Origin of the sequence: Sphaerisporangium sp. NPDC049002, from assembly GCF_040649355.1 — a bacterium.
Classification (GTDB): Bacteria; Actinomycetota; Actinomycetes; order Streptosporangiales; family Streptosporangiaceae; genus Sphaerisporangium.
Map to the genome: position 1 here is coordinate 1 of NZ_JBEZFH010000099.1, position 24,788 is coordinate 24,788.

The 24,788-nt window shown below is 64.8% G+C and carries 25 protein-coding genes and 3 pseudogenes; 16 read left to right on the top strand and 12 right to left on the bottom strand.

The window, feature by feature from the left end; genetic code table 11:
* Positions 1-53: 53 nt before the first annotated feature.
* Both AB0B89_RS20295 and AB0B89_RS20300 read right to left on the bottom strand, forming a co-directional pair.
* Positions 54-2,669, bottom strand: a complete 2,616-nt coding sequence (locus AB0B89_RS20295) for an AfsR/SARP family transcriptional regulator (protein WP_358554808.1) — start codon at positions 2,667-2,669, stop codon at positions 54-56.
* A gap of 497 nt (positions 2,670-3,166) precedes the next feature.
* A pseudogene (locus AB0B89_RS20300) lies at positions 3,167-3,290 on the bottom strand (transposase); the annotation flags it as partial.
* Positions 3,291-3,977: 687 nt separating this feature from the next.
* Here AB0B89_RS20300 and AB0B89_RS20305 point away from each other — a divergent pair.
* Positions 3,978-5,051: pseudogene (locus AB0B89_RS20305) on the top strand (IS110 family transposase).
* Positions 5,052-5,467: 416 nt separating this feature from the next.
* Here the strand turns inward: AB0B89_RS20305 and AB0B89_RS20310 are convergent.
* Complete coding sequence (locus AB0B89_RS20310) at positions 5,468-5,932, bottom strand: hypothetical protein (RefSeq protein WP_358554810.1); 465 nt, start codon at positions 5,930-5,932, stop codon at positions 5,468-5,470.
* A 345-nt stretch (positions 5,933-6,277) separates the two neighbouring features.
* Here AB0B89_RS20310 and AB0B89_RS20315 point away from each other — a divergent pair, with 345 nt between their 5' ends.
* The 3 genes and pseudogenes from AB0B89_RS20315 to AB0B89_RS20325 all read left to right on the top strand — a co-directional run.
* Positions 6,278-7,012, top strand: coding sequence for a helix-turn-helix transcriptional regulator (locus AB0B89_RS20315; protein WP_358554813.1), 735 nt, complete (start codon positions 6,278-6,280; stop codon positions 7,010-7,012).
* Between the two features lie 165 nt (positions 7,013-7,177).
* Positions 7,178-7,378, top strand: a complete 201-nt coding sequence (locus tag AB0B89_RS20320; protein ID WP_358554879.1) for a hypothetical protein — start codon at positions 7,178-7,180, stop codon at positions 7,376-7,378.
* 176 nt (positions 7,379-7,554) lie between these two features.
* Positions 7,555-7,935 (top strand): annotated as a pseudogene (locus AB0B89_RS20325) (transposase family protein); the annotation flags it as partial.
* On the opposite strand, the gene AB0B89_RS20330 reads toward AB0B89_RS20325, so the two are convergent.
* The 3 genes from AB0B89_RS20330 to AB0B89_RS20340 form a co-directional block, all read right to left on the bottom strand.
* Positions 7,918-8,235 (bottom strand): hypothetical protein, encoded by a 318-nt coding sequence (locus AB0B89_RS20330; protein WP_358554816.1) that lies wholly within the window; start codon positions 8,233-8,235, stop codon positions 7,918-7,920. The pseudogene AB0B89_RS20325 and the gene AB0B89_RS20330 overlap by 18 nt on opposite strands.
* A gap of 62 nt (positions 8,236-8,297) precedes the next feature.
* Positions 8,298-8,441 carry a hypothetical protein gene (locus tag AB0B89_RS20335; protein WP_358554819.1) on the bottom strand — a complete coding sequence of 48 codons (144 nt, stop codon included), beginning with the start codon at positions 8,439-8,441 and terminating at the stop codon, positions 8,298-8,300.
* Between the two features lie 12 nt (positions 8,442-8,453).
* Positions 8,454-8,840, bottom strand: a complete 387-nt coding sequence (locus tag AB0B89_RS20340) for a TraR/DksA C4-type zinc finger protein (RefSeq protein WP_358554822.1) — start codon at positions 8,838-8,840, stop codon at positions 8,454-8,456.
* Positions 8,841-9,259: 419 nt separating this feature from the next.
* On the opposite strand from AB0B89_RS20340, the gene AB0B89_RS20345 reads away from it, so the two are divergent.
* The gene (locus AB0B89_RS20345; RefSeq protein ID WP_358554825.1) at positions 9,260-9,439 is read left to right on the top strand and encodes a hypothetical protein; all 180 of its coding nucleotides are present in this window, start codon (positions 9,260-9,262) and stop codon (positions 9,437-9,439) included.
* A 284-nt stretch (positions 9,440-9,723) separates the two neighbouring features.
* Here the strand turns inward: AB0B89_RS20345 and AB0B89_RS20350 are convergent, their stop codons facing one another.
* On the bottom strand, positions 9,724-10,401 hold the full coding sequence (locus AB0B89_RS20350; RefSeq protein ID WP_358554828.1) for an HAD family hydrolase: 678 nt from the start codon (positions 10,399-10,401) through the stop codon (positions 9,724-9,726).
* Between the two features lie 929 nt (positions 10,402-11,330).
* Here AB0B89_RS20350 and AB0B89_RS20355 point away from each other — a divergent pair.
* Positions 11,331-11,810, top strand: coding sequence for a hypothetical protein (locus tag AB0B89_RS20355; RefSeq protein ID WP_358554831.1), 480 nt, complete (start codon positions 11,331-11,333; stop codon positions 11,808-11,810).
* 891 nt (positions 11,811-12,701) lie between these two features.
* Here AB0B89_RS20355 and AB0B89_RS20360 read toward each other — a convergent pair.
* Together AB0B89_RS20360 and AB0B89_RS20365 are read right to left on the bottom strand one after the other, a co-directional pair.
* Complete coding sequence (locus AB0B89_RS20360; protein WP_358554834.1) at positions 12,702-13,724, bottom strand: hypothetical protein; 1,023 nt, start codon at positions 13,722-13,724, stop codon at positions 12,702-12,704.
* A gap of 434 nt (positions 13,725-14,158) precedes the next feature.
* Positions 14,159-14,467 (bottom strand): GntR family transcriptional regulator, encoded by a 309-nt coding sequence (locus tag AB0B89_RS20365; protein ID WP_358554837.1) that lies wholly within the window; start codon positions 14,465-14,467, stop codon positions 14,159-14,161.
* 106 nt (positions 14,468-14,573) lie between these two features.
* Between AB0B89_RS20365 and AB0B89_RS20370 the strand changes: the two genes are divergently transcribed.
* Together AB0B89_RS20370 and AB0B89_RS20375 are read left to right on the top strand one after the other, a co-directional pair.
* On the top strand, positions 14,574-15,404 hold the full coding sequence (locus AB0B89_RS20370; protein WP_358554840.1) for an SAM-dependent methyltransferase: 831 nt from the start codon (positions 14,574-14,576) through the stop codon (positions 15,402-15,404).
* Entirely contained in the window at positions 15,398-15,736 is a 339-nt protein-coding gene (locus AB0B89_RS20375; RefSeq protein ID WP_358554843.1) for a hypothetical protein, read from the top strand. The genes AB0B89_RS20370 and AB0B89_RS20375 overlap by 7 nt, the downstream gene beginning before the upstream one ends.
* 162 nt (positions 15,737-15,898) lie before the next feature.
* Here the strand turns inward: AB0B89_RS20375 and AB0B89_RS20380 are convergent, their stop codons facing one another.
* Together AB0B89_RS20380 and AB0B89_RS20385 are read right to left on the bottom strand one after the other, a co-directional pair.
* Entirely contained in the window at positions 15,899-16,516 is a 618-nt protein-coding gene (locus AB0B89_RS20380) for a guanylate kinase (protein WP_358554846.1), read from the bottom strand.
* Complete coding sequence (locus AB0B89_RS20385; protein WP_358554849.1) at positions 16,513-17,265, bottom strand: AAA family ATPase; 753 nt, start codon at positions 17,263-17,265, stop codon at positions 16,513-16,515. The genes AB0B89_RS20380 and AB0B89_RS20385 overlap by 4 nt, the downstream gene beginning before the upstream one ends.
* Positions 17,266-17,279: 14 nt before the next feature.
* Between AB0B89_RS20385 and AB0B89_RS20390 the strand changes: the two genes are divergently transcribed.
* From AB0B89_RS20390 to AB0B89_RS20425, 8 genes are all read left to right on the top strand, one after another.
* Positions 17,280-17,465, top strand: coding sequence for a hypothetical protein (locus tag AB0B89_RS20390; protein ID WP_358554852.1), 186 nt, complete (start codon positions 17,280-17,282; stop codon positions 17,463-17,465).
* A complete protein-coding gene (locus AB0B89_RS20395; protein ID WP_358554855.1) occupies positions 17,465-18,847 on the top strand; it encodes an FtsK/SpoIIIE domain-containing protein in 1,383 nt (460 codons plus the stop codon). Before AB0B89_RS20390 ends, AB0B89_RS20395 begins: the two co-directional genes overlap by 1 nt.
* 16 nt (positions 18,848-18,863) lie before the next feature.
* Positions 18,864-19,652: a DUF2637 domain-containing protein gene (locus AB0B89_RS20400; protein WP_358554858.1), complete on the top strand. Its 789-nt coding sequence runs from the start codon at positions 18,864-18,866 to the stop codon at positions 19,650-19,652.
* A gap of 19 nt (positions 19,653-19,671) precedes the next feature.
* Positions 19,672-20,025: a hypothetical protein gene (locus AB0B89_RS20405; protein ID WP_358554861.1), complete on the top strand. Its 354-nt coding sequence runs from the start codon at positions 19,672-19,674 to the stop codon at positions 20,023-20,025.
* An 8-nt stretch (positions 20,026-20,033) separates the two neighbouring features.
* Entirely contained in the window at positions 20,034-20,156 is a 123-nt protein-coding gene (locus tag AB0B89_RS20410; RefSeq protein ID WP_358554864.1) for a hypothetical protein, read from the top strand.
* Positions 20,157-20,264: 108 nt separating this feature from the next.
* Complete coding sequence (locus tag AB0B89_RS20415) at positions 20,265-21,653, top strand: replication initiator (RefSeq protein ID WP_358554867.1); 1,389 nt, start codon at positions 20,265-20,267, stop codon at positions 21,651-21,653.
* Positions 21,650-21,841: an excisionase gene (locus AB0B89_RS20420; RefSeq protein ID WP_358554870.1), complete on the top strand. Its 192-nt coding sequence runs from the start codon at positions 21,650-21,652 to the stop codon at positions 21,839-21,841. Before AB0B89_RS20415 ends, AB0B89_RS20420 begins: the two co-directional genes overlap by 4 nt.
* Positions 21,838-23,208 (top strand): tyrosine-type recombinase/integrase, encoded by a 1,371-nt coding sequence (locus AB0B89_RS20425; RefSeq protein ID WP_358554873.1) that lies wholly within the window; start codon positions 21,838-21,840, stop codon positions 23,206-23,208. Before AB0B89_RS20420 ends, AB0B89_RS20425 begins: the two co-directional genes overlap by 4 nt.
* Before the next feature lie 798 nt (positions 23,209-24,006).
* On the opposite strand, the gene AB0B89_RS20430 is transcribed toward AB0B89_RS20425, so the two are convergent.
* Positions 24,007-24,741 carry a phospholipase A2 gene (locus tag AB0B89_RS20430; protein WP_358554876.1) on the bottom strand — a complete coding sequence of 245 codons (735 nt, stop codon included), beginning with the start codon at positions 24,739-24,741 and terminating at the stop codon, positions 24,007-24,009.
* Between the last annotated feature and the right edge of the window lie 47 nt (positions 24,742-24,788).

Here is a 24,788-nt window from a genome sequence, read left to right on the forward strand (position 1 = left end):
GCTTGCTTGCTCCCACGAACGGATGTCTCCTTACCCACCCTCGACACAGAGTTTTATACCTGTTTGCTACCTCTGTCTATTTTGGCAGGGAGGGAGGCGAGGCTGTCCCATACGTCGGCCTCGCCGGCCAGGTTGCCGATTTCGCGATTGAGGGTCAGCGCCTCGCGGCAGGCCGACACAGCCGTGTCGTAATCGCCGAACGATGCGAAGTACCAACCCAACGCATTGCGCGCCTCGGCCTGCCCGACCGGGTTGTCGTCCTTGGTGTGCAGATCGAATGCCCACTCGGCGTGGTGCCGGCACTCGTGCTTACGGTGACGTCTACCGCTGTACAGGCTGAGACGGTGATGGGTCCTGGCCTGTCCGCTGATGTCGCCGATCTCTTCGAACAGGGCGAGCGCGCGGACCAGTTCTGGCTCGGCGCCTTCGCCTGCGGGATCCAGCAAGTCGGCGGCACTCCCGAACTCCAGCCGAGCGATGGCCTCAGCGTACGGATCGCCAAGGGCACATGTCGCATCGACCGTGTTCTTGGCCACCCGATACCAGTCGTGCCAATGGCCGAGCCGTTCCAGGAAGGGAGCGAACCCCTCGACGATCCGCCACGTGTGGTTGGGGAAGCCGTCGTCCTGTGCCTTGAGAAGTGCTGCGATGATCGAGCCCCGGTTGTCCTCGAACCAAGCTTCGGCCTCGGCCACCGTTTGGAAATGGGTCGTGAGCACTCCGCGCTGCAGGGTGGGCAGCGGGGTGAGGCGGCGGGCGGGCATGAGCAGTCCCACAGCTCTGTGGACGTTGTGGAGGTAGTAATCCAGCACACGGTTGGAGGCCAACCGTCGGTCGGCCTCCAGCTCCTCCTGGTTCACGACCTCCGCGGCGAAGCTGCGGACCAGGTCGTGCATCGAGTACTGCCCCGGTCTCACATTCTCCACCAGGTGGTTTCTCGCCAGGTCGGTGAGAGCCTTTTGCGTGTTCGCCAGGGACATCCCAGCGAGACTGGCCGCCGCCGCAGTGGTCACCTGATTTCCATGATGGAGGCCGAAGAAGCGCAACAGCCTACGTCCATCGTCAGTCAGGTGCCGGTAGGAGCCATGGAGCAGGGACCGCATGCTGGTCGCGGTGTCGCCGGTTTCCAACCGGTCCAGCGGGCTCAGCGTCTCCTCGAACATCTCAACGAAGTCCGCGAGTCGCAACGACGGCTGGCTGAGGGTCATCGAGGCCAGGATGCTGGCCGCAAGCGGAATGCACTCTGACATCGCAACCATCGTGGATATCGCCTCGGGCTCAGCCTTGACCCGCTCGTCCCCGACGAATTCCTCGATCAACTTGGCCGTCTCGTCCATCCGCAACGGTCCCAACCTGATCGACTGAGCGCCGGTACTGACCAGGAGACCGGTCAGTTGGTTGCGGCTGGAAATGACAGTCAGGCAGCCAGACGAAGCGGGGATCAGGGGAAGTACCTGCTCGGTGTCCCTGACGTTGTCGAGAATCAACAGCACCCGTTTGCCCGCGAGCGCACTTCGGAACAGGGCCGCCTGCGCCTCGAGCTGTGCCGGGATCTGACTTTCCGGAACGCGGAGCGCGTTGAGCATGGACCGGAGCGCGGTCTCCGGCTCGATCGGATTGTCCGAGGTCTCGAAGCCTCGGAGGTTGAGGAAGAGCTGGCCGTCAGGGAACAGATCTGCCACTTGATGTGCCCAGTGCACGGCCAAAGCAGTCTTGCCGATGCCCCCGATGCCGCCGATCACCACGATGGAGGCAGCCGTCCTGTCCTCTCGCTGGGTCTGACTCAGCACTCGGTTGAGTACTCTTAGCCCGTCGACTCGTCCTGTGAAGTGATACGGGGCTGCGGGCAGCTGCCGGGGTACCATCGTGGGCGACTCGATCGCCTGCTGTCGGACTTCTGGTTCCTCACTGGCTTGCGGCGCGACCAGGGTTTCGTCGTTCTTGAGTATCGCCAGATGCAGTTGCTGCAGTTCGAGCCCCGGCTCGCTTCCCAGCTCCTTGATGAGCTCGCGGCGAATCCTCTGGAAGGCGGCGAGAGCGTCACCCTTACGCCTACTGCGGTAGAGGGCCGTCATCAACTGAGCCCAGAACCGCTCACGGAACGGATGTGACTCGACAGCACGCTCGAGCTCCAACACGATGTCATCGTGATGCCCGAGCGCGAGCTGGGTCTCGTAATGCAGCTCCAGAGTCCGCTGATGAAGCTGCTCGAGGTGGGGCAGCTCGCGCTCCCGAAGGCTTGCGGACGGCACCTCGGTGAATGGCTCGCCAGACCAAAGCCCAAGCGCTCGCTGCAGCTCGCCTGCGGCCGCCCTCCAGTCGCCCTCCCGTACGGCGGACCTCGCGCTCATCGCGTGCCGTTGAAACATCAGCAGGTCTACCTCATGCACCTCGGCTCTGATCTGGTAGCCCTGTGGTCGGGTTACGATCCTGCCGCCCAGTTCGTCGCCCAGTGCTTGACGCAGCCGCATCACATAGGTGCGCAGAGCGACTCTGGCGTTGTCCGGAGGGTATCTGCCCCAGAGGACCTCGATCAGGTGTTCCACCGACAGAGGCTGGTTCGGTTTTGCCAAGAGCGCGGCCAGTAGCGCGCGCTGACGGCCGGAGTTCACGGGAATCGTTCGATGGCCGTCGCTGATACTCAGCGGCCCGAGTATCTGGGCTTCCAACCGTCCCCCCAGCCTTTCACCATTCTCCTAACGCAACGCGTTTGTTGCCGATATTTCCATGATACGGGTACTACATTCGTAGATCTAGTAGTACGGGCATCGCGACATGCTTCGGGCTTTGGGAGGCGTTGGGGTTTTCTCGACGAAAGAGATCCGGACAGATCGAATTCGAGTATCAGAGTGGCCCGAAACAGGCGTGGAGCCGCCGGCAGAAGAGTGTCTTGCGACAGATCAACCTCTACACGGAACGACTCCACATGATCGAGAAAACGTCATTACCCGCCCTTGAAAGGCCCAGCATGGAAAGTGTTGCCGCGCCCGCACGCTACGCACTGAACTCGGCCGGCGTTGAGAACATCGGGCCGCGTCCGGGGAGGCGGTGTTTGAGAAGGCCACTCGCAATCCGGGGACTATTAGGAGGCAATAGCCTCAATGTTCGCTTTAGCATCGTTTGTCCTATTCGCCGAGTCTGTCTTCTTGCGGCACTCGGTGAGGCGCCAGCCTGCCGGCCCGTCCTTGGACGACACCACCTCCAGGCCGAGGATCTCCCGGTGACCGTCGGCGTTTGACAGCGGTGGCGACCAAGGCGTGCACATTCACCGTCCGGCCGCCCTCGCGCACCGTCTGGGTCAACGGCGTCGATCCAGACGGTCTTCCAAGTACTTCCCGGCAACAGGCACGATGTCATTGACGGCCACTCGTCCCCTTCATGTTGATATGAGCGAATCGAAGGATTACGAAGTGGCCGTCTGTTGTCACATGGATCCCACCCGCCCCAGGCGCAGGGCTTGATCACCCGCACACCATCTCCCTGTACGTGAACAGGCAGATGCCTATTTTGGCTGATCGGAGAGTGCCCCCGGCAGGATTCGAACCTAATGACTCCGTACGACCCCGAGTTCGCCTACTCGGGTACTGGTCCCTGAAGCCTCGATTCGAACCGGAGCTTGACTCCTCACCGCAGGCCGTGCTGACGGGGGCGAGGCCTGGCGGGTGGCGGTCGACGGGGACCGAGTGAACGCCTGTGTCGATACCGGGCCTGGAGCCCTCTGCTAAGGCCGTGCGCCTCGGTCCCTTTCGATCACCACCCACCAGTCGTACCTTTTCGCCAAGATCGTGGCATGAGCCAGCCGCAGGAAACACCGCTCGTATCTACCAGGGCCTTCGAGCCCTTGCGCAGCGTGCGGGCCTGCGGCCGGCTGGGGCCACGAACTGCTGATCGGATGTCGAGCCGTCGAGCTCTCTCATTGGGGCGTGGCGTGCCCCTGCGCGGCTCACCTGCTCAAACAACACCCGAAGGAGGCGCCGGTGACGGTGACGTGCGGCATCGATTGGGCGGAGAAGCATCACGACGTCGCCCTGGTCGACGAGGGCGGCAAGCTGCTGGCCAAACGGCGGATCAGCGACGACGCCCACGGGTGGCGGGTCCTGGTCGAGCTGCTGGCCGAACACGGTGACGACGCCGACAACCCGATCCCGGTCGCGATCGAAACCGGCCGTGGCCTGCTGGTGTCCTGCCTGCGCGCCACCGGCCGAAAGGTGTATGCGATCAACCCGCTGGCCGTGGCTCGCTACCGCGAACGCCACACCGTCGCACGAGCCAAGTCCGACCACGCGACGCCATGACCCTGGCCGACATCCTGCGCGTCGACGCCGCCCACCACCGGCCACTGCCACAGGACTCCGAGCTGGTCCAGGCGATCGCCGTGCTGGCCCGCGCCCAGCAGGACGCGGTATGGAACCGCCAGCAGCCGGCCAACCAGCTCCGCTCCCTGCTGCGGGAGTATTTCCCCTCAGCGCTGAAGGACTTCCACGTCAAGAACATCGGCCTGACCTCCCGCGAGGCCCGCGCCGTACTCCCAGCGGCGCCCACGCCGGGCGCGGCCGCCAACCTCACCACCCGCCGACGCCCTTGCCGAAGCCACCAGCGAGGCCTTCCACCAGCACCCTGACGCCGCCATCATCACCAGCTTCCCGGCCTGGCCGACCTCACCGGCGCCCGCGTGCTCGCCGAACTCGGCGACGACCGCCCCCGCTTCGCCGACGCCCGCGCCCTGAAGGCTTATGCCGGCTCGGCACCCATCACCCGCGCCTCCGGCAAGAGCCTGGTTGTCAACCATCGCAAGGTGAAGAACCAGCGCTCGGCCGCGGCCGGCTACGTCTGGGCCTTCGCCGCCTTGCGTGCCCCGGGTCCCCGAGCGCACTACGACCGCCGGCGGGCCGACGGTGATCGGCATTCCAGCGGCGCTGCGTAACACCTTCAACCGAATGCTCGGCTGCCTGTACCACTGCCTGCAAGAGCGGAAGATGTGCCGCCGCTTCGGTCGATCAGCCGAGGCCCCCCGGCCTCCAGGTCGCGCTTCGTCATCGTCACAGTGTTGAAGTGCTCCAGCGGGTGTATGCCAAGTGCGTCGAGGGACAGGGTTTGCAGGCCAACGTGAAGATCATGGTCGCTCTGGCCTAGTGATCCAAAGAGTTTCCTGGAGAGGCCCCGGCGATGCCGGGGCCCTTACGTCTTTCTGCGAACACAAACAGTAGCCATCGTTACGCAGGCCTATTTGGGGACTCGCTGCGCGGACCCGAGGCCTCGAAATTGGAAAGCAGATAGAACGCCACAGCAGGGACGGCCGCGGTCGCTTCCTCCAGAAGATGCTCGATCGCGTTGGCCTCAGCTGACCGGTCGATGTCGATCATCTTGGACCAGGCGGTCGGCTCGTAGCGCCCGCGACGACCACGCCAGCAGTTTGGCCCACAGCCCCCATGCGTCCCCGGCCGCCGTGGCCGTCATGACGAGGCGGCTACCACCAGTCGCCGCATACCGATGGCCCGCCCACCCTCCTGCCGCAGGCGCGGAACCAGTAGCCGGCCGCCGGGCTCGTGTTCTTGGCCGCGCTCGTGTTGACTGAGCTGTTGCCTTGCACGGTGAACGGGCCGCACTGCACCCAACCGTTGGCGTAGGTCGAGGTCCAGTCCATCCAGACCAGGTCGCCGGCCTGGGTGGCGCCCATGATGATGGCCCATCCGTGCTCGACACCGTTGATGATCCCCTTGTGCAACTCCACGCGCCTGCTGCCACCGAGATCGGCGGTCTTCCCGCTCACGGGCGTGCCGGTCTTGTTGTAGGGGATATTGGTGAACCCGTTCGCGCCGTTGGTGCAGTTGGCCGCGTCGGCGCTCGCGGGAGAGGACAGGGCGGCGGTCAGGGCGCCGGTGACCAGCGCCGTGGCCAGGGAAGCGGAGACGAGCCTACGGATGGATTTCATCGTTCTCCTTCGGGAGGGGTGAATTCACGTGCGATGAATTCGGATTCGTGTCGGGCCGGGGTGCCGGCGGGTTGGCCGGCCTCTCCGCCGCGTGTCTGACTTTCGCCGGGCCATGGAGCCGCAGGGATTTTCAGGACGCATTTCCCGGCTGTCATGCCGGGGCACAGGCAGGATGCTCGCATCCGATGTCGGCCTCTAGCAAGAGAAGGCTGCGGGATGGGATGCTGGGACATCTCCATCCACCATGAGCTGCGAATGTGCCGTCCTGCCGGGACGCGGGCGGGACACGCGCCGCTCGGCGGGATGGCCGGTCCGCGGCCTGTCCTCGCACCGGAAGGAAACGCGATGAAGACCCCAGCTGAGGCCGAGCGTTTGACGGCCAGGCTCCGCGTGCTCAAGGACCGTTCGGGAAGCAGTTTCGAATCGCTCGCACGGCGCAGCGGAATAAGCCGGTCCAGCCTGCACCGGTACTATTCAGGGGCCAGTTTCCCAGCGAGTTATGAAACGGTCCACGCTTTTGCCCGCGCGTGTGGGGCGAGCGAGGAGGAGTTACGCGAGCTGCGCAAACTCTGGGCGGTCGTCGACATCACCCGTTCCATGTCCCTGCCGGCGCCAACTGAGGGCGGCGAGGAGGCGTCCGTGTCCCGGCCGCCGCGTACGCGGGTCATCGCCGTCGTGGTGGTCGCGGCCGTGCTGCTGGTGGCGGCCGGGGTCGCCGGAGTTCTCGCGCTGCGGAGCAGGCCGGACGAGACCCCTCACGCGGCCGTCCCGATCCGGGTCTTCAACGTCGAAGGCGACTGCAGCACCCGGCCCGGGCGGGTGCCCGCGTGCAGCCTGGGGCTAGCCGTCGATCCCCGACTGACGTACGAGTTCGACAACGTGGTGTCCCATCGCGTGTGGCACGGCGACGTCCTGAGCGCCGACTGCGTCCTCTACGACGGCGAACGGGTCGAGGATGAGACGGGCGTCGGCACGACCCGCTGGTTCCGGGTCCGGCTCGACGATGTGCCGAACAGTCACGCCTGGCTCCCCGGCGTGCGCACCAACGACAACCCGAAGCTACCGGTGTGCGCTCCATGAGGCGTCCTGCGAGGTTTTCGCGCCAGTCGGGTGCGGTCTCGACGGCCCCGGCGGCACGGCCCGACCTGGGGTGAGTTTCTGTCCGCCCAGGCCCACCGGATCATCTCCTGCGATTTCCTGCACGTCGATACGGTGCTGCTGTAACGCCTATATGTCCTGGTCTTCATGGAGCACCGAACCAGGAAGCTGCACGTCGCCGGCGTAACGGCGACTCCGACAGGTCCGTGGGTGGCTCAGCAGGCCCGCAACCTGGCGGCATCCAGACGCGGACCCGACGAGCCCACGCCCATCGTCGACCTGACCGACCGGCGGATCAAACGAAGACCTGTACTCGGCGGCCTCATCAACGAGTACGAGGCCGCATAGATCAACCGACAAACTCCCAGGTCAAGGACCCGACTCTAATTTCGAGCGGCACAGGTCCATCCGGACGCCGCACCTGCGGTGCCCGTCGACGTGGTACTTCCCCTCCTCGGGAAAGAACTCGATCGTCCCGGCGTGCCCGTTTCCGGTGCGCAGCGCGTCGAGTATCGAGAAGTAGCGGCATGAACATCCAGGTCATAAGCGCCCCAGACGGCACACCCTTATGGACATCCGGTTCACTGCCCGGATCGGTGCACGACCTGCGAGCGGCCCGCATCTGGGGCATCATCCGCCGACTGGAGGCCGCCGGTCTGATCACCCTGGCCGATAAGGCGTATATCGGCGCAGGTAAGCGCGTCCTGGTGCCGTACAAGGGACGGGGCAAACCGGCATCCCAGAAGAACGCCAACTCCGCTCACGCCAAGCTGCGTGGACCTGGTGAGCGAGCGAATGCGCAGTTGAAGAGCTGGAGGATCCTGCGCAAACTACGCTGTTGCCCCCTTCGCGCAGGTCAGCTAGTCAAAGCCATCCTCGTCCTTCAGCTACGCGAAGCAGGATGAAAAATGCTCAGTTGATATTTCCACAGAAAGCATGAACCGCACCTGCGCGGCGGCCAGGCTGCCCCGCAGCGTACGGGAGATGTCCCGATCAAGCTCCGCACCCAACCGGAACAGCCCAGGCTCGGCCGGGACGAGGTTCTCGCGGAGCTGCTCGAACCAGGCCGGATGCGTGAAGTCGCCCGTGCCCAACAACGTGACGCCTTTGCCCCGTGCCCACCAGGTCAGATGCTTCAGGTCGCTGTCCTTGCTACAGGCTCGCGAGTACTTTGAATGCATATGAAGGTCGGCATGGAAACGCATCGCGACATTGTGCCACAGTCGGATATATACGCAGCGCCGCCTTCATAAGGCCCTCCGCGTGCTCACTTCCACGACTTGACCTTGGGGTAGGGGAGGTCAGCCGGGTGCTGGCCAAGCTGGACCTCACCAACCGCGTCCAGGACGCCATCCTCGTCCACGACGCCGGCCTCGGCCCGGCCTGAGCGACGGCTACGGTCCCTTGCCATCGCGGGCCCAGGTCAGCGACTGGTGCTGGCGCAGGCGATGCAGGTGGTGGCGGCGGGGCGGGCCTTCAGGCGTTCGAGGGCGATGGGGCGGCCGCAGACCTCGCACAGCCCGTACGTGCCGTCGCGCAGGCGTACGAGGGCCTGGTCGAGGTCGGTGAGGTGGGTCGCCGCCTGGTCGAGCAGGGATTGGATGTGGGCTCGCTCGAAGGCGGTGGAGGACCCCTCGGGGTCGTGCTCGTCGTCGGTGGCCACCAGGGCCGAGGATTCGACGATGTCGTTCCAGTCGCGCGTCAGCGAGGCGACGCGCGACATGGTGCGCTCGCGGTCGGCGGCGAGAAGGTCTCGCATGGCCGCCCGCTCCGAGGAGGAGAACGCGGCGTCCTGAGATCGCTCAGCCATCACGGCCTCACCTCCTGATCCAGCTTATTCACGCCCGCCGCGAGGCCGGCCGGCCGGGCGGGCCAGCCGGCCAGAGCGCGCGGCAGGCGCCGGAACGGGCGGTAACGGCAGGAATGGGACGACCGGAAACGGAGGAGTAGCGCGGTGGCCCCGCAGAAGGTGCCTTTCAGGCGAGAACAACATATGTCTTCTTTGCCGTTCGAGGTGTTTACCTGATAACCGCCGAACGGGCCTCCACGGCATGCCAGAGTAGTAAAACCCGCGCTTGGTGCGGGCGTCGATATTCGTATGGTTCCGCGCCGGCACGCGTCTAGTCGCCGAAGTACCTCGACCTCGTCGATACCCCGGACAAACGTCAGGCTCCACGCTTCTCCCAGGGCACCGCCCTCGTCCAACCAAGCGACCTCAGTGTGACTGACTTGACCATCGTCACCCTCGTTCTGCTCGTCACTCATGCCAGTGAAAAGGTAGCGGGCGTCAAGGCAAGACGATCACGAATCGGATGGCAGGGCCGCGGCCTCTCGTGGCCGCTCGATGCGCCTCATCGCCGGTTTGACCTGGACAAGCTCACACAAGATCATCCCGTGCATATTCCGTGAACAGCGATTCACGGCTGCTTTCGGTGGCCTACGGCTGCATATGGGCGGGAGCTGCACCAGGGGAAACTCCCTGGTCAGATGCCGAATCACAAGGTCAACTAGGTGCCCCCGGCAGGATTCGAACCTGCGGCACCCGCTTTAGGAGAGCAGTGTCTCTCACTGCGGCATCTCCTTCTGACCTGCCGAAACGTCCCTGTGGCTATCGTCCCGGCTCTTGATCATTGCCCGCATATTGGACGTCTCGCCGACGGCTGCTCCGCATGCCCTGGTGGCCGACGTTGCTGTCACCGCTGCCATACCGAGCTGTCGTCATCCCCCCTCGCCTGCAAAATTTCAATGGCCTGGAGTACATCCGTGACCACATGGTCGGCCTGGTGGTCGACACCGGGCCAAGTTCCTCCGTCGATCCAGATGGTCCGGAGACCCGCGGCGCGTCCGCCGGCGATGTCGGCGGTGAGGTTGTCACCGATTACCCAACCGCCCCCGGCGAGGGTCATACCGCAGCGCTTGGCTGCGATCTCGAACAGAGCGACGTCGGGTTTTCGGATGCCTTCGGCTCCCGACAGCGCGTAGGCGTCTACCGCCTCGGCCAACCCGGTCTGCTGAATCTTCCCGAGCTGGTTGTCCGCCGTCCCATTAGTCACGATCGCAACGCGCCACCCGCTCGCCCGTAGCTGAGCCAGGCCGTGCAGGACTTTGGGCCGACAGCGCACGAGATCCGGCATGCGCCTTCGGTAGCGGCGCCACAGTTCCTCGATCGGCTCAGGCAGCGTGAAGTGCTCACGGACCTTGGCGAAGAACACCTCACGGTGTGGAACGCCCTCCCGGTCGAGAGCGACCAACCAGTCAACCGCTTCGGCTCCTAAGGCATGCTCGTCGGCGAACTCCTCAACCCATACCCGGAACGCCTCGTCAAGGTTTACTAGGGTGTTATCCAGGTCGAAGAGGGCGAGCCGTTGCACGAACTGATCCTCCGAGGCTGCGCGTCTGAGATCGCGGGTACCCGATCGGCCCTTCGAGGGGGTGAATCGGGGTGGACGGACACCGACGATAGAGCCGAGGCTAGACATCATGACTCGGAGCGCACGGCAGACGCCGAGGCAAGGCAGGTGACTACAAGACCCCGCCCCATGGATGGCTAGCACCAGCACTCAAAAATGCCCATGCAGGTATATGTAGGGATAAACCACTCGGCTTACGTTACATATTGATAACAGTACGTGACTTTGTTGCTCGATGTCGGCTTTAAGGCTCAATGCTACATAGTGGATGAAAGAGGAAGGGGGTTGGTGCTGTGAGAAGCTTTAGGTGCTTTAGGTGCTTCTGTTTGGATTCGAGGCAAATATCCCCTGGTCAAGGCACGATTTGGCTACATCTGTAACCTTTTCCTGACATAACTTCATACGCTGCCTATAGCGTCGCTGACATGCGTAGCCAGCCCAGCACCTCCTACATACGCAACAGAGCTTGCCAGGTGACGTCGTCGCCTCAACTCTGCATCTCAGATGAGATGGTGCTCACTCAGCACACCCTCGACCGAAATAGTTACCCTTGTCACCCTAGGTACGAGCGTGAGCGAGATCTGTCACTTCTCACTGGTCAATTGACGGTCGAGGAGGCCAGTGGGTATCGAGGGATCTTAATAAGTGCTGGAGACCCTGGCCTGGCCGCTGTAAGGTACACGACTGCTGGTAAGATTCGCGACGCAGGTTTTGCTGTACTTCATACTCCCAAGAAGGTGCAGAACGGATGCGGAGCGCGTCTGGAGCATGTCTCTGTCATCTGGCCGGACGGAGATCCTCTCAACCATCAGGCGATCCCCTGGCCTGACGATATATCGCAAAGTTTCGAGAAGTGCTTCAATGGGTATGAGTAGCGGGAGGTGAGACGGATGAATCTGGACTCTCTGATCAAGCGCGGTCAACCCCCCTGGCGGCCTAGGCCCGATGCTGGCGACTTGGATGTTTGGCATGAGTACGAGATTCCGTTGGTGGGCACCTTCCGCGTGTGCAGCGATCTCGTAATGTTTACGCAAGTCTTAGAGACTGCCAAAGGGCTATCCGCCTGGGCCTACACTTGTCTGAGTGTCAGTGATGAGGATCAGCTGGCAGATGTGACCTTCCCATCTGCCGATGAGCTTCGCAGCTTCGTGGAGACGTTGTTCCGAGGTCGGGAAGCTGTTCTAGTGCTGGCAAGAGACGATCGAATCATCGCAAACTGGACTCGCAGCCTAGTAAAAGGTGGGCTGGTGCGAACAGTCGAACAGTTCATCAATGACACGATGAACCAAGTATCGGACAGTCAGCAACGTGTTCGAGCAAAGTTTGCAGGCTTAGACGCCGCTCCTCCAGAACTGGTTTCTACCCCCTAAGTTGCGATCAACTAAAGGCGACGCTTCGGCGTCGCTTTTGCTTTTAGAGAGCTTCTCCAATACGCCTCACGCCACCTCGTTCAGCCTTAAGGCGCGACCACATGGCGGTCACAGTCAGCAGAAAACTAACAGAACCGCCAAACTTGAGCCATCGTGCAGATCACCGGGCGGACACCTTCGTTGCACGAGACAGCACCTGTTGGCATCCGATGGTTGAAGCTGACATCCGCCACCAGAGTTCGCACCGAGGTGGTCAGGGACGTGACGACGTGCATGTCAGTACAACCGTTCAGGCCCAAAGCTTCCGGCATCGGGAAGACCACGTTGCAAATCGCGCCGCTAGACTCCCTGCTCACGATGGCTGCCAATTCCGGGACTGCCGCCCGGGTTCTGTCAACTGCGGCTTCGCGTGTTCCAGGCTCCCGGTGACCTTTCACGGAAACTGGTTGCCCCTACCGGCGCAGCCCCGTAGTCCGAGGACCGTCTCCCGATGGCCCCGTGCCTGCTCAGGGTGCATCTTTACTTGATCGTTTTCGCCTGGTGTCTACCGACATCCGCCGGCGCTGTTAGCACCAGTGTTAGCAAGATCTTCGCGACCCCCGAGTGTCATTCACTCAGCTTGTTTTGGCCTGCTCGGGCGGGCCCGGTTGTGTAGCGCTGGTGGCCTTGTGACCCGGTGGGCCGTTGCCCGACTGAGGCACGCGCTTGCCTGGGGCGGGAGGGTCGTGCGTGCTGCTCTGCTACAGAACGGTGGTGTGTAGGGTACGAACTGTGGTGCTGCTCCAGCCGCTGAGTGCGTGTTTGAGCTGGTGATATATGACTTGGTCGAACCAGGGTCAGCCAAGCCTAGTGACCGCACGCCCGCTACCGTAGCTGAGATATCCATGCTGGCTAGAAGGGGGGTTCGTCGCTAGCTGTTGCCCAGGGGTCGGCCCGGGAAGGTAGGGCGGCGGCGGGTAGAGGCAGGTTGCTGACGATGTAGAGATTCAGGATGTCGTCGCGGTCCATGAATATGATCTGACTTCGCCGGGAGGCATCTAGCGCGTTCCCGAGCCAGTTACGAGCGGCTTTAGTGATCTCGCCACCCGCGACGATGAAAGCGTGATCGACCAGCACGCGCCGATTGGTTTCCGGGTCGAAAATCTCGTGGGCGAGCATCATCAGCGCTTGGTTGTGTATCTCGGCGATGTTGGCGTTACCGGCGCGGGTGACACCGGAGGAGTCGAGTTTCCCGCGCTTGGCCTGAATACCGAAATACAGGAAGTGCTGCGTGGGGAGCGTGTAGCGCATCCAAATGTCTTTGCCATACTCTAGCGCCTTATCTTTGTGACCGGCGGCGGTGATACGGTGGTAACCGAGCTGCCGGAACAACGGTAGAAGAACGTCTTCTATCAGTTCGTCTTCGCTGCACTCGTCGAGGTAAGCGGCGAGTTTCGCGCGACGTTCAACCTCTGCCGGGCTGAGGGGGCGATGCGGGTTCGCGGCGGGGTTGGACACGGTGCCGGTGCCAACATGGCGTAGGTAGCAGTGTTTATCGTCGGCGTAGAACGCCTCGAACCCTTCCCGGGCCAGAACGGTATTGAGTTGTTCCAGCGCTCTAGGCCGGTCGGGGTTTTCGTTCAGCGCATCGGCAGGGGCCATCAAATGGTCGATGAGCCGACAGAAAATCTCGGGTGGATGTGTCGGCCCCTCGTGAGGCTCGGCCAGCATCTTTTCTAACACGTCAGCGACCCAGCGATGCCGAGTGGATCCGTCGTGTTCGTAGTCGGTGTCGAGTTCTGCGAAAAACCTCGTTATATACGAACTTGACCGATACAAAAAATACTTTGGCTTGTCAGAGTCCGGCTCGTAAGAACCTAGATTTCCACAAATGAGATCGGCCAGGTCTTCGAGATTCCTCCGCCGGAACTTCATGACGTCCCCTCCACGCGATAGCGGCGAGCAAGACCACCCCTTCTCCCCGGGCTTCGCGAGTAGCCTAAGCCCCCGTGGCCTGCTTCTCGACCCGCTTGCAATGATCCCCACTCACCGCCCCGCGACCACGCGGGTCATCCGATGGCAAGGCCCGACGAAGGAGGGCCGCGGCAGCCGATCGCCCTAACCCCAAATCACGAGAACCGAAGTGAGCGATCGTCACGGCGTTAAGTGGCTAATTCTGGCCGCCTCTCGGGCGCGTGGGGCGGTGCGTGCCCGGACCGGCCGAAGAGCCGCAGCCGGGCACGCAGACCGACCGGCGTGCCCGGCGGGCCGCGCAGCGGGCCGCCTTTAAGGACGTGGAGAAAGTCCTCATCGAGTGTCGTTGGCGGCCTGGTCCTGGGGCGCTTTGGCTGTCTGAGCTGGCCGCTGGTTCACTGGGCTTGTGCTGAGGGCTCGTCGTCTTCGTCTGGGTCGTCTTGCCTGGTGATCTGCTCGGGTGGCCTTCCGGTTGCTGGGTCAGCAGCGAAAGTGCCGATGTTCTTGACTGTATAGATCAGGCCCTCGTCCAAGAGCGCGTTGATCACCTTGCGGGCTGTTCGGCGTGCGATGCCGAACTCTTCGGCCATGCGCGGTTCGCCGGGGACGGGGTAGCCCGGCTTATAGACGCCGGCTTTGATGCGGCGTCGCATCTCGGCGAGTACTTGCTCTGACTTGGGCTGATCAGGCCGGAAGTCGATCACACTCTGACGATAGGAAGCGAGCGGTAGGGGCGGGTCACGAGACGTTACGGGGCGTACCGATCGTCAGGGGTAGTCAGGAGTAGGCAGGCATGCTTATGACTCCCGCATGGAAGCACCGGAGCGGACCCCCGTGCAGGGGGCGCAGCGAGAGGTTCCGGGCCGCCTGGATTTGAGTACGCCCAGCGTGGCGCGGATGTATGACTACTTCTTGGGTGGCAAGGACAACTTCGCGGTTGACCGGGAGCGTGCCGAGGAGGTGATCCGGCAGGCTCCGCATGTGCCGTTCATGGCGCAGGCGAACCGGGATTTCCTCGGGCGGACGGTGCGGTACCTCGCCGGCGAGTGCGGTGTCCGGCAGTTCCTCGACATCGGGACCGGGCTGCCGACGCAGGAGAACGTTCATCAGGTGGCTCAGCGGGCAGACCCGCGGGTGCGGGTGGTGTACGTCGACAATGACCCGGTCGTGCTTGGGCATGCGCGGGCGCTGCTGGCTAACAATCCGAACACGCACGTGATGGCCGGTGACCTGCGCGAGCCGTGGGCCATTCTCGGTGACCCGCACGTGCGAGGTGTGATCGATTTCTCCCAGCCGGTGGCGGTGCTGCTGTGCGCCATTCTGCATTTCATCCCGGACGGGGACGATCCGTATGGGATCGTCGCGACGCTGGTCAACGCGATGGCTCCCGGGTCGTACCTGGTGGTCTCGCATGCGGAGCGGCACCGGGACCTTATGCCGACGACGGGGGCCTACGACTACGAGGGGGCGAGCGCTCCGGCGGTGCTGCGGTCGCTGGTGGAGATCGCCGAGTTCTTCGATGGCCTGGAGCTGGTTGATCCGGGCGTGGTGTATCTGCCGTTATGGCGGCCTGACGGGCCGCTGTTCTTCGAGGATCACCGAGTGCGGGTCTGCGGTGGGGTGGGGCGGAAGCTGTGCTGATTCCTGGGCTGGCCAGAGCGCAGCATCCGGCGATCCGGGCCGCCTACCGGCTGCGTGGCGCGTTGGAGGTGCATGGGATCGCGGCCGATGTGAACGAGGGCGCCGGCCTGGCGTTGGTGTCGGTGTGGGTCGAGCTGGTGGTGTGGAGCGGTCCCTGTTACCTGTGGTGGGCCGGTGGCGTCTCGCCGGTCACTGGGCGCTACACCTACCGCTACAGCCCGGCCGATGACCCTACTGCGGCGGCGCGGCGGGTCGCTGACCGGTACTTCGAGCTTCGCGGGACACGTTCGCCGGTCGTGCCTTCCTCCTCGATCGCAGGATGCTCGCTGTGATCGTCGCGTTCGGCGAACGAACACCTGCGGGTGGGCACGGTTGCCGAGGGGTCGCCGACTGTGCCCACCTGCGGGTGTGCTGGACCTACGTGTGGCCCTACGGCGGCAGCGTGCCCGGCGGCGCCACTTGCCGCGGGTGTGGCACCTGGTGGCGGCTGGACCTCATCCCGCCGGCGGTGCTGGAGCGTCTGCCGGGCGGGACACCTCCACGTGAGGAGCCTGTGAGGTGAGAAGGGCGAACGCCTGGGCTATCTCGCGGGCGGCCTGGTCGGGGTTGATGCGGTCGGTGTGGAGGCGTAGGTGAAAGAAGCCGTCGTCGGTGTGGGCCTGGAGGTCGGTCAGGGTCTCGTCCCATGCGGTCAACCGCTGGGCGGTGTCGACGTCTCCGCGGTGGCGGGAACGTTGTTCGCAGACCTCGCGCGGTACCCACAGCAGGACGCGCAACCAGGGGTCTCGGCCGACGAGGCGCCGCAGATCGGGGATGTTGCCGATGTGGGCGACCGGGATCAGTCCGGCGCCGGTCATGGCGTCGATTTCGGCGCGGTCGATGGCGTAGGTGTTGCCGTACCGGTGGGTCTCGGCGACCGTGCGGCCGGCCTGGCGCAGCTCGTCCAGGCGGGTCGCGGTGACGAGGTGGTATTCCTCGGCGCGGCCGGTGCCGACCTTCAGTTTGCGCAGCAGCCGAAACCGGGGGTCGAGCCGGTGAAGCGCGTTGGTGGTGGTGCTCTTGCCGCTGGTGGGCGGGCCGTACAGCACGACGCCGTGAGCTGGCGCAGTCACGTGAGGATGCGCTTTAGGGCGTCGCGGGTCTGGTCGGCAAGGCTGATCGCCGCCCCTAGCCGGTTGTCGACCGTCAGGTGTGCGGTGGGCGGCGGGTTGTCGACGTCCAGGCCGGCAACGTACTCCTCCCAGTTCTCCAGCTTCCACGTATCCCGTGCGGCGGCGCGGAACTCGATGTACTCGCGCATGGACTCGGGATCACAGCGAACCCAGATCGCCGCCACGTCGATGCCTTTGGCGGCGCATCGGTTCTCCAACCGGGCGAACCACGCCTCATCGCGCAGCTCGGTGATGAACGGCGCCGACAGGATCGCCGAGGTGCCGCAGTTCAGGTTGTCCCACGCGGTTTCCATCAGGCACCGGTACTCCAGCGGGCGAACCTCTTTCAGGTACAACTCGGTGTGCCGGTCGTTGGCGTCGCTGCCAAGCGAGATCAGCAGCCGCTCGACCATGGACCGGGTCAGAGAGTCCTTGTCCAGGAACGCCCAACCGGTGATGTCGGACAGGAACCGGGAGAACTCCGTCTTGCCGGACCCGGCGTACCCGCCGACGAGGACAAGGATCGGCTTGGGGTCTCCTCCGGCATGGCGGCGGCGCCAGGCATCGACCACGCGGGCGCGGAGCGCTGCCTGCGGTGAGCCGCTGTCGGCGATGCCGTCGACCGAGACCTTGGTGAACGCTTCCTCGATGACCAGGGCCGCGGCGTTGTCGGCGGCAGGGTCGGCGGGTGCGGGCAGATCGGAAATCACGATGTCCGCTTTCTGTGATTCACCGGGCAACGGCAGACGAAAGCCAAGTTCGGGCTCGGTGGCCTGGTACAGCAGGCAGTACGCGCGGCGGTAGCTACGTCTGGGAGCAGAGCATCCAGGGCGTCATGCGCTGGGGCATCGCCTACAAGGCCACCGACTTCGTCCGCACCACCCCCGGCATGCCCGAGCAGGTGGCCTGATGTCCCCCCTCGACCTCATCCCGCGCCCGCTGCTGATCGGTCTCGGCGTCCTGGTCGTCCTTCGCCTGTGGCGCCGCTTCGCCCCGGTCTCCTTCTGGTACCTGGTCGGCTTCCCGCTCAAGGCGGTACGGCTGCGCTGGACCTGGCGGCACATCGCCACCGGGTGCGGCCTGACCAAGAAGCGTCACCGCTGGTGGTTCACCACCATCCCCGGCCTGGTCGCCTCGACCGGCGTCGTCCGGGTCAAGCGGCGCTTTCAGCGTGTCGCGGTCGACACCAAGCCCTGGATGAAGCTGCCCCGGCCGGTCCGGCACGGCTGGCGCGTCACCTTCCATCTCCTCGACGGCCAGATCCCCGACGACTACGTCAAGGTCTGCGAACGCCTCGCGCACGCCTGGCGGGTCGAAGCGGTGCGCGTGGTCGACTCCCGTCCTGGCCGCGTCACCTTGCAGGCCACCACCCGCGACCCTTTAGCCCACGTCCTGCCCGCCATGCCGACCGGTGACCCGGACGGCGGGTGGACGGCGGCTGACCTGCTGCGTCCGGTGATCGGCGTTCTGGAGTCCGGCGGTCCCTGGACGCTGGACTTCCGGCTCATCCCGCACTGGATGAACGTCGGCGCCACCCAATCGGGTAAGTCCAACCTGATCAACGCCCTGATCGTGGCGCTCGCCCGGCAACCGGTCGCGATCGTCGGGTTCGACCTCAAGGGCGGGGTCGAGCTGTCCCCCTACGGGCCGCGGCTGTCGGCCCTGGTGACCACTCGGGCCGATGCGGTCAAGCTGCTGGCCGAACTGATCGGCATCATGGGCGCCCGGATGCTGGCTTGCCGTCAGCACGGCGCCCGTGACATCTGGCAACTCGCCGACGCGCTGCGGCCGATCCCCATCGTGGTCCTGGTGGATGAGCTTGCCGAGCTGTACCTGACCGCCGACAAGGCCGAAAAGGACGAGGTCACCAAGACCGCTACCGCGCTGCTGCGCATCGCCCAGCTTGGGCGGGCCTTCGGTATCCACCTGCTGTTGTCCGGGCAGCGCATCGGCTCCGACCTCGGCCCCGGGGTGACCGCGCTGCGCGCCCAGATCGGCGGACGCATCTGCCACCGCGTCAACGACCCCGAAACCGCCGTGATGACCCTCGGCGACCTCGATCCGGACGCCCTGGTCGCCGCCCGGTCCGTCCCGCCCGGCATGCCCGGGGTGGCGGTGGTCACCGGCGCCGATGGCCGCTGGTGCCGCGCCCGATCTGGCTTCGTCTCCACCACGGCGGCCGAACAAGCGGCGCACGCCTTCGCCGACCGGGCGCCGTCCTGGGACCAGGTCAAGGCGAGCGGCCTGGGCCACCAGCTAGACGCCGCCACTCAGCCCGAGATCGCGGCTTGAAAGGAGGGCTTCACCGATGAGCGCATCGCGCGGACGTGCCGCCCGGCTGGGCGGGTGGCTGCTGGACTCCGGCCCGGTGGCCGTGGTCGCCCTGATCGCCGGTGCGGGCTCCTTCACCCACATCCGCGACACCGCCACCCAGCACGGACAGTCCGGCTGGATGGCCTGGGCCGTGGCCGTCTGCGTGGATCTGACCTGCGTCATGGCCGCCCGCGAACGCCAGCGCGACAAGAAAACCGGCCGCACCCGCACCGGCCTGATCTCCTGGCCCACCCTCGTCCTGGCCGGCGGCGTCATCCTGTCCCTGGCCGCCAACCTCGCCCAAGCACACCCCTCCGTCTGGGGCTGGATCACCGCAGCCACCCCCGCCGCGGCCTTCCTCGTCGCGGTCTCCATGCTCGAACGCCGCGCCGTCCTTAACCGCTCCTCCTCGTCCCCGGCGGCCGTACCCGACTCGGTACCGGTGCCTGTCCCCTCGTCCCCGGGGGCCGTCCCCGTCCTCGCACCGTCCCCCGGGGTCGTCCCCGCGTCGGCGCCCGTCCCCGACTCGCACTCGCGCCCCGTCCCGCAACCGGCCCCGTCCTCGACGCTCGTCCCCGGCTCCGCGCCGTCGACCGTGAGCGAGGACGAACCGCAGCCGGCCTCCGGCGGGCTGCTCGACTGCGCCCGGCGCGTGGCCGCCGAACACCACGCCAGACACGGCAAGCCCATCACCCGCGATGCCCTGCGCGCCCGGCTCGGCATCTCCAACCAACTCGCCACCGACCTACTGCGACAGCTCCGCAACGCCCCCGACCCCGCCTGAAACCGGAAAGGACACCCCGATGGCGCACACCCCCGACCGCCTGGCCTACATCAACGGCCTGCGCGATCTGGCCGATTTCCTCGACACCAACCCCGACCTCCCCACCCCCGACAACACCGTCACCGCCCACTACTTCCCCCGCGGCACCGGCGAGGAGATCCGCGCCCAGGTCGACCACGTCGCCCGGCTGCTCGGCTCCGACGTCGACCCCTACGCGCTCACGGTGGGCCACTACGCCACCGGGATCACCTTCGGCATCGCCCAGTACAGGGCCGTGGGCATCCTCGCCGCCGGCCACACCCGCTGGGCCGCCCTCAGAAGCTACGACGACTCCATCACCCTCGACCCCATCGACCCCGCGCCGGACGCCTGAGGAGCGGCATGGGCGACGACTTCACCGTGATCCGCTACCGCTGCGCCACCTGCGGCGGGACCGGCGTCGACAGCATGGCCGACACCTGCCGCGACTGCGACGGCACCGGAGCAGACAACCACGGGGCCTGACAACCCCGGGCGCCCCCGGCGTGGCCACACAACCGCCAAGTTCCGCGCCACGTCGGGGGCCATCCCCGAACCGAACCCTGTGAAGACCCGGAAGGGACACGCCCCATCATGCCCAACCTCGGCAACACCGACGCGGTAGCCGGGATGATCGCCCGACTCCACGACCCCCAATACAGCCGGTGGGCCGCCCAGATCCGCGCGACCGGCGGATGCCGCCAACCCATCCACCTACGCGGACGGGTCCGGCACATCGACGCCGCGACCGGCCACGTCCTGCACACCTACAACACCAACCGCGAACCCGGCGGCGTCCTGCGCGTGCAGTGCAAGACCCGGCGGGCCTCCCGCTGCCCGGCCTGCGCCGAGATCTACCGCGCCGACACCTACCAGCTCATCCGCGCGGGCCTGGCCGGCGGCAAAGGCGTCCCCGCCTCGGTCAGCGCTCACCCGGCGCTGTTCGTCACCCTCACCGCCCCCTCCTTCGGACCCGTCCACACCCGGCGCGAGCAGAGCGGCGAGGTCCTGCCCTGCCACCCCCGGCGCGACGCCGACAAGTGCCCGCACGGGCGCGTCATCTCCTGCACCGCCCGGCACGGCGACCAGGAACACCGCCTCGGCGAACCGCTCTGCCCGGACTGCTACGACTACGCCGCGAGCGTGCTGTTCAACGCCCTGGCCCCTGAACTGTGGCGCCGCTTCACCCTCGCCCTGCGTCGCCACCTGGCCAAACTGCACGGCCTGACGGTCAAGGAACTGGGCGAACATCTGGTCATCTCTTTCGCCAAGGTCGCCGAGTACCAACGCCGCGGCGTCGTCCACTTCCACGCCGTCATCCGCCTCGACGGCCCCGGCGGCCCTGACGCTCCTCCGCCGGCCTGGGCCGATCGTGACGCCCTGGCGCAAGCCGTACAGCACGCGGCCGGCGCGGTCAGCGTCCCCGTTCCGGCCCTGGCCGGTGAGCCTGCCCGCGTCCTGCGCTGGGGCGCACAGCTCGACGTCCGGCCCATCGCCATGCACGGCGAACTGACAGAGCCGGCGGTCGCCGGCTACATCGCCAAGTACGCCACCAAAGCCGCCGAATGCGTCGGCACCGTCGACCGGCGCATCAACTCACCCGACGAGGTGACCGGCCTGGGCCTGCGTGAGCATCCCCGGCGGCTGATCGCCGAGTGCTTCCGCCTGGCCCAACTCGACCGGCTCAACGAACTACGCCTTGCCCAATGGGCACACATGCTCGGCTTCCGCGGCCACTTCTCCACCAAGTCACGGCGCTACTCCACCACCCTGGGCGCCCTGCGCGCCGCTCGCGTCGACCACATGCGCGACGAGGAGATCAGCACCGGGCGCCTGCCCTTGTTCGACGAGGACACGGTCCTCGTGATCGCGCATTGGGAGTACGCCGGTAAGGGCCTGTCCGCAGGGGATCAGGTCCTCGCTTCGTACCTGACGGGGCGGCTAGAGCCTGCTACGTCGGCACTTGCGGAGGTTGGCCCATGAACCGCCGCGACGAACTCATGCCGTTGTCCCAGGTCCTGGAAGAGCTGGGCGGCATCTCTCGCCGGACGTTCTACCGCTGGCGTGAGCTGGGCCGCGCGCCCGTCTGCGTCAAGCTGCCGAACGGAGATCTGTTCGTCTGGCGCAGCGACTTCACGGTGTGGCTTGAGTCCCGGCGGGAGGCGGCGTGAACGCCAGCTATGACGTGAAGTTCTTCGAGATCTACCGGAATCAGTCCAGTAAGACGCCGTCCTATGTCGCGCGCTGGTCTGTCGCCGGCCGTCGTACGTCGAAGACCTTCCGGACCAAGGAACTCGCCAACAGCCACATGCGTGACCTTCGGATGGCTGCCAGGAATGGCGAAGCGTTCGACATCGACACCGGACTACCCGAGTCGAAGCTGGCATCTGAGCCGAACCGGGACGGCCCTACCTTCCTGGCCTTCGCACATCGGTTCATAACCCAACGATGGAAGACCTCAGCGGCCCGAACGAGGGAGACCGACGTCTATGCTCTGTTGGCCTTGGTCCCGGCCCTGGTGAAGGACCTGCCCGGCCGGCCCGACGATGGCGACATGCGCCGAGTCCTCCGGGAGTACTACCTGCTTCCGGGCGAGCGGCGCGGAGAGCTGCCAGCCGAGCAAGCCCCGGTTCTACGCTGGCTCGAAACGGCGTCACTGCCCCTGGCCGACCTCGAACAGGCGCGCGTGATCCGGCTCGCCCTCGATGCCATCTCCGTGACCTTCAAGGGGGAGCGCGCGGGAGCGAACACGGTCCTGCGTAAGCGAGAGGTCTTTCACCATCTCCTCGAACTGGCCGCGGAAGAGAAGGTGTTTGGCGTCAACCCGCTCAACGGGGTCAAGTGGACGCCTCCGGAAGCGGTGGACGCGGTTGACCCCCGGACGGTGGTCAATCCTCGTCAGGCTCGGGCGCTGCTCGATGCCACGCCTCGTGTCGGCCGCACGCGGGGGGCTCGGATGCGGGCGATGTACGCGTGCATGTACTACGCCGCTCTTCGTCCGGAAGAGGCTGCGGGCCTCAAGCGCGAGAACTGCGACCTGCCGCGGGAGGGGTGGGGCCTGCTCACTTTGGAGACGGCACGGCCCTTCGCGAACAAGCGCTATACCGACTCGGGCGCCGCGCATGACGATCGCGGCCTGAAGCACCGGGCGGACAAGGACACCCGGCCAGTGCCGATTCCTCCGGCTCTGGTGAAGATCCTGCGCGAGCACATCGAAGAGTTCGGCGTGGCCGGCGACGGCAGGCTGTTCGCCACGAGCAAGGGCGGGCTCTACACGAACTCGGCGATCTCCCGCGTCTGGAAGGCGGTACGCCAGCAGGCGTTCACCCCTGCGCAGGTGGCCTCGTCGTTGGCGGCGACGCCGTATGACCTTCGGCACGCGGCTGTCTCCCTCTGGCTTGCCTCCGGCGTCGCCCCTACCGAGGTCGCCAAGCGAGCGGGCCACAGCGTAGAGGTCCTACAGCGTGTGTACGCGAAGGTGATCGACGGACAGAGGGAACTAGCGAACTCCAAGATCCTGAACGCTCTGAACGAGTGATCGCGAGCGGTTGCGGAATGGCCTCGGGTTACCCCCGGGGCCATTCGCATATTTGGGCTGACCTGGCAAACGGCTCCAAGGGGCATTGCATACATATTTTGCACGGGTGGCATACGACTGCCTACGGCTGCATGTCACTGGTCTCGATGTGTCGGACGAGTGATTATCGAAGGGGATTCTGCGCTGCCGGGCCGGCGACCTCTCTTTGTTCTGCTCTCCTTCTGGCCAACCACCACAGCGATAGTGCTATAGCTTGCGCTATGCCGTAGACCAATATTGGTACTCCATAAGGGCGTCGGGGAGCCCATTGATCCGTAATGGTGGCGTATCCGGAGATTAGAACAAGAGCCGCTTCGCTTGCGGCCAGCCCGATCGCTAGTCGGCCTGGACGGTGATTCCTTGTCCACCTTAACAGCCATCCCGCGAGAAGGCCTTGCACTAATCCCGGCCATGTCATGATGAAGTAGTCCCATGCGTATATGGTATCCGCCTGGCGAACTCCAATTACTATTGCAGATAGAGAGGAGTCGGTGAACAATTTCGCCACGGACAGAGGTAGCGCCATCAAGATGGTAAGGAAATCACCATACATGACATCCCCGAGTTGGCCGTTCAGTGTCATAAAAGTCGCGTGAATTATTGCCCCCACATAACACAATGCTGCAATAATTGCTAGACTGTTGACGATAAGCTTGTTTCTATTCATATGGTAAATCTTCTCTTGTTGACAATCCCGAAAAAGAAAAAAGTGCTCGGGAGGTGGAATTCCTCCCGAGCGGGGTAACATCCTCCTATTGCTTAGATATAGGTGTCCCCTCGCGCACGCACGGCGTTATAGAAGATTACTGCGTAAAGCATGCAGGCCGCTCGCTTGTTAATTTTGCCTACGGGGTCCCACTTTGGGTATCCTGGGCACACTTTTTGTGTGAGGATGGTTTGGAATACCGCGTCCACGGAAGGTCGCTTGCTCCTAGCGAGATATCCAGAGCGAATAAGTCCGTAGCCGTAGTCATGAGAATTGCACGCTACTCGGAAATTCAGCCAGTAAACTGGATAGTCGCCGACTACGGGAGCGCTGCATCCGTCATTATTGACACCCATGACGGATGCACCCGTTTTAGTTTTCTGCCAGTACGGTGATCGGAGTGTGACGCCAGTCCCCTGCTGTACGTCAACGGCATGAGGACATCGGCCGTACAGCATGTAATCCGCTGCATAGGGGGCGCAGCTTGCAGCCGCCGCCATGCGGCCAAGGCTTGGCGGAGCTACCTGGGTGGCAGTGCTCAACTTGCCCGGGGCTGCATAAGTCAGGTCCCAAGTTCCGTCTGCGGCACTGGTCAAACGCGTGATGTTTCCTGCCGTGTCGTAATTGTATGACGTTACCTTGATCGGTTCGCCGTCTGTCTGTCGTACGTCTTGGACTTCTCGAAGGCGCTTCGCGCTGTCGTAAGCATAACGAACGGCGGTAATCAACGCGACATCACCGCCCTCTCTGTCAGACTCTTGTGAGACATAGGACGAATGAGTCCTCATGATGTGAAACAGAGCTAGACAGGACGATCGAGACAGTGACGATGACC